Below are 3,079 nucleotides of genomic sequence, written 5' to 3' on the forward strand. Positions count from 1 at the left end.
ATCCACACCAATCATTCCCCGGCTTACCCTTCCAAACGGAGCAAAAGCCCATCCGGAAGAGACTGTGACAAACCAAAGCAGGGGTCATTCTTGGATGCGAAAAACCCCGCTTATGGGGTCATTCTTGCAAGCGATTTTACAATCCAGAACCTCCCCAACGCACAAGAGATCATCAACAACGACCCGAGGCTCTTCGGGGCCATCGCCTTCGACGACTTCATGCAGCGGGTGGTGCTGCGCCGGGACATCATGTCGAAGATGGAATCAACCCCACCCTGCTACTGCCGGGACAAGCTTCGAGGCGATATCTGGCAGGACGTCAACGACGTGACCGTCCGGTCGATCCTCGCCGCGCCCAACGGCAAGGGGAAGAAGGGCTACGGCATCGACAAGCTGGCCGAGCGCGATCTGGCCAGCGCGATCCTGACCGTCGCCCTGCGCAACCGCTTTCACCCGGTCAAGGACTATCTATGGGGCTGCGAACTGCGGGGCTGGGACCGCCGGCAGCGCGTCGAGCGCCTGTTCATCGACTACCTCGGCTGCCCGGACACACCCTACTACCGCCAGACCGCTCTTATGGTCATGGTCGCGGCCGTCGCCCGCATCTTCGAGCCTGGACACAAGTTCGACTTCTCGCCGGTCCTGGAAGGCGAAGGCGGCATCCGAAAATCGACCTTCATCGAATACCTCTACGGACCCGAGACCTTCGGCGAGCTGACCTGCGACCTGAAGGACACGCAGCGGATCGCCGAGACGATCGGCGGCCTGTGGGCTCTCGAATTTCCCGAGATGACCTCGTTCCACAAGTCCGACTACAACGACGCCAAGCAGTTTCTCTCGGCCAAGCAGGATCAGGTTCGCATGGCATACGACCGCCGGCCGAGCGTGTTCCCCCGGCAGGCGACGTTCTGGGGCACGACCAACAATACGAAGTATCTGAAAGACCCGACCGGCAACCGTCGCTGGTGGCCGATCCACGCCAAGGTGAGCCTGATCGACACCGACCGGCTGCTGGAGGAGCGTGACCAGATATGGGCCGAGGCTCTGGCGATCTACAAAGCCATGCGCCGCGACCAGCCCCATGGCGACCTGCCGCTCTACCTATCCGATCCGACGGCCAAGGCTGAAGCCGAGCTGTTGCAGACCGGCGCGCGCCAGCGCCAGATGTATGAGCAGTGGGTGGAAGAAATCCGCGATTGGCTCGACGACCCAATTCCTCTCCAACAGTTGTGGAACGAGTACGGCCACGAGCTGTTCGCCGACGTGCGCGAACTCGGGTTCGACCCGGAGCGGGTGACCGTCCAACGCGTCGTCGTGCGCGACAGCGACATCGCCAAGCACGTCCTCCGAGAAGAGGGCGTGATCAAGAACCAGCAGACGATCCAGAACTTCGACGCGGCGATGGGCATGATCCCTGAGTGGGTGCCCGTCAAGACGCTCACCGGCAAGGACCGCCCCTACTACTTCGGCGTCCAGGCCCGGTGGAAAGTCCGCGACGACGCCACGGCGGAAGAGATCGCGTTGGGCTACCGCGTCGTCGACGATCTGGTTTAGACCAGCCCACCCGTCTCCTCGAACTCTTCACACCCTATGGCCCCCGGATAGGTCTCGAGTCCGCGCCGCAGCCAATACCGACCCTGCACCCCGTAAATCCGCATCGCGCGCGTCTCGTCCGACCAGTCGGGCAGGTCCCGAAGGGCGAGGGCGAGCTTGTTCGGGTCGATCTTCATCCCGGACGCACGAATGAAGTCGATGGAGCGAAAAGCGGTTCGATAGACCATCTCGTTGAGGTCTTCATACCGACCGAGATTGCCCGGTGTTCCGAGGTCAACAAGTAGGGACGCCAGTGTAACAGGCGTATCGGCCCAGGCTTGGACCTCCTGAAGCAGATTTTTGCTTCCCGGACCGGAGACCTCGCCGGGGGGCTGTCTTACGGCTTTCAAAACCAAAAAACCGTTGCAGTGTGGGCACTTAAGCATGGGTTGTCCTCCAAACCGGGCATCTACAAGACATGGTCCCCCTATAGAGCAAACGAAACGCCATTTCCCCTATACACACCTCGTTAAACCCCAATAGCATGGTGGAGCACTCAACTCAACCAACAACGAGTCTGAGATTTGCCCTTTTTGGTGTCTTACTGTCTTATGAGAGCTAATAATCGTTAATAATCAAGGACTTAGTTGTAAGACAGGGTAGCAAGACAAGGGGGAAGACAGGGGGGTCTAGTTTCTGCCCTGTCTTGTGACCGTAGTTGCTAACGGAGATCGGGCGTCAGGTTGCTAACTGAGGTGCCGTATATACGCTAAAATGTAATGTTATAACATCACGTTTTCCGAAATCTGTGACAAACCGGGCTCAGCGCCACCCCTTGGAAGAGGCCCCCCGCCCTCGAAGGACCCGAGCGACCATCACGTCAGTTGGCAACCGCGCCCCCACAACGGCACCCGCGACGCCATCGCTCACCGCAGTAGGGGCAATCGCTGTTCATCGTTCACCGTGGTATCCAGTGCCAGCACCTTCGACAGCCGCAGCACCTTCGTCCCGGACCATGTGGCGGGCAGCAACTGGCGCACCGGCGCTTCCGGTCCGTTGTACAGCACGACCGCGTTCCCGGCGCCGAAATCGATCCGAACGAAAATCAGGTGATCGGCAATGCCTTCGCCGGGGGTAAAGGCTGGACCGGCTTTCAGAAGCCCCGTGGCCTTGATCTGCACCGATCGTCCGTCCGTCGCGTGCCCGTGACTGGGAAGCCCTCACGTGATGCCTTCGACGGCGTAAGCCAGACACGTGTTGCAGAAGAGATTGGGATGGACCGGAGCAGCGTAAGCCGAAACGCCGCCTCAGCCGTATCTGGTGGGTATCTTGAGAATCGGTCCCCCGGACAGGGGCGAGAGGCTAGGCTTGTCCTGGGTGATCGTAAACTTCCATCGGGGTCCGTTTTGCCGGATCCTGACAACCTTTTCGCATCTAAGCTCGACTTTGGCCATTCACGCCGGGTAGCACGCGGCGGCAGTGATGCGTTCAAAGAAGCTGCGAGGAATTTCGAGGGGGTCCCGGTGATCCCGGGACGTTTCAAAAG

Annotated in this window: 2 protein-coding genes and 1 pseudogene; 1 reads left to right on the forward strand and 2 read right to left on the reverse strand. The window is 60.0% G+C overall.

Going from position 1 to position 3,079, the window contains the following annotated elements:
- Positions 1 to 90 precede the first annotated feature (90 nt).
- Complete coding sequence (locus VQ045_RS21405) at positions 91 to 1,554, forward strand: virulence-associated E family protein (protein WP_331831559.1); 1,464 nt, start codon at positions 91 to 93, stop codon at positions 1,552 to 1,554.
- On the opposite strand, the gene VQ045_RS21410 is transcribed toward VQ045_RS21405, so the two are convergent.
- Positions 1,551 to 1,781 (reverse strand): hypothetical protein, encoded by a 231-nt coding sequence (locus VQ045_RS21410; RefSeq protein WP_331831560.1) that lies wholly within the window; start codon positions 1,779 to 1,781, stop codon positions 1,551 to 1,553. The genes VQ045_RS21405 and VQ045_RS21410 overlap by 4 nt on opposite strands.
- Before the next feature lie 678 nt (positions 1,782 to 2,459).
- Positions 2,460 to 2,723: pseudogene (locus VQ045_RS21415) on the reverse strand (DUF6998 domain-containing protein); the annotation flags it as partial.
- Between the last annotated feature and the right edge of the window lie 356 nt (positions 2,724 to 3,079).

Origin of the sequence: Aurantimonas sp. E1-2-R+4 (assembly GCF_036549515.1) — a bacterium.
In the GTDB taxonomy this organism is placed as follows: Bacteria; Pseudomonadota; Alphaproteobacteria; order Rhizobiales; family Rhizobiaceae; genus Aurantimonas; species Aurantimonas coralicida_A.

Bases quoted from the DNA above. Each gene is read 5' to 3' on its own strand.
- VQ045_RS21410 (WP_331831560.1), bottom strand. From the start codon at position 1,781: ATGGTCTATCGAACCGCTTTTCGCTCCATCGACTTCATTCGTGCGTCC.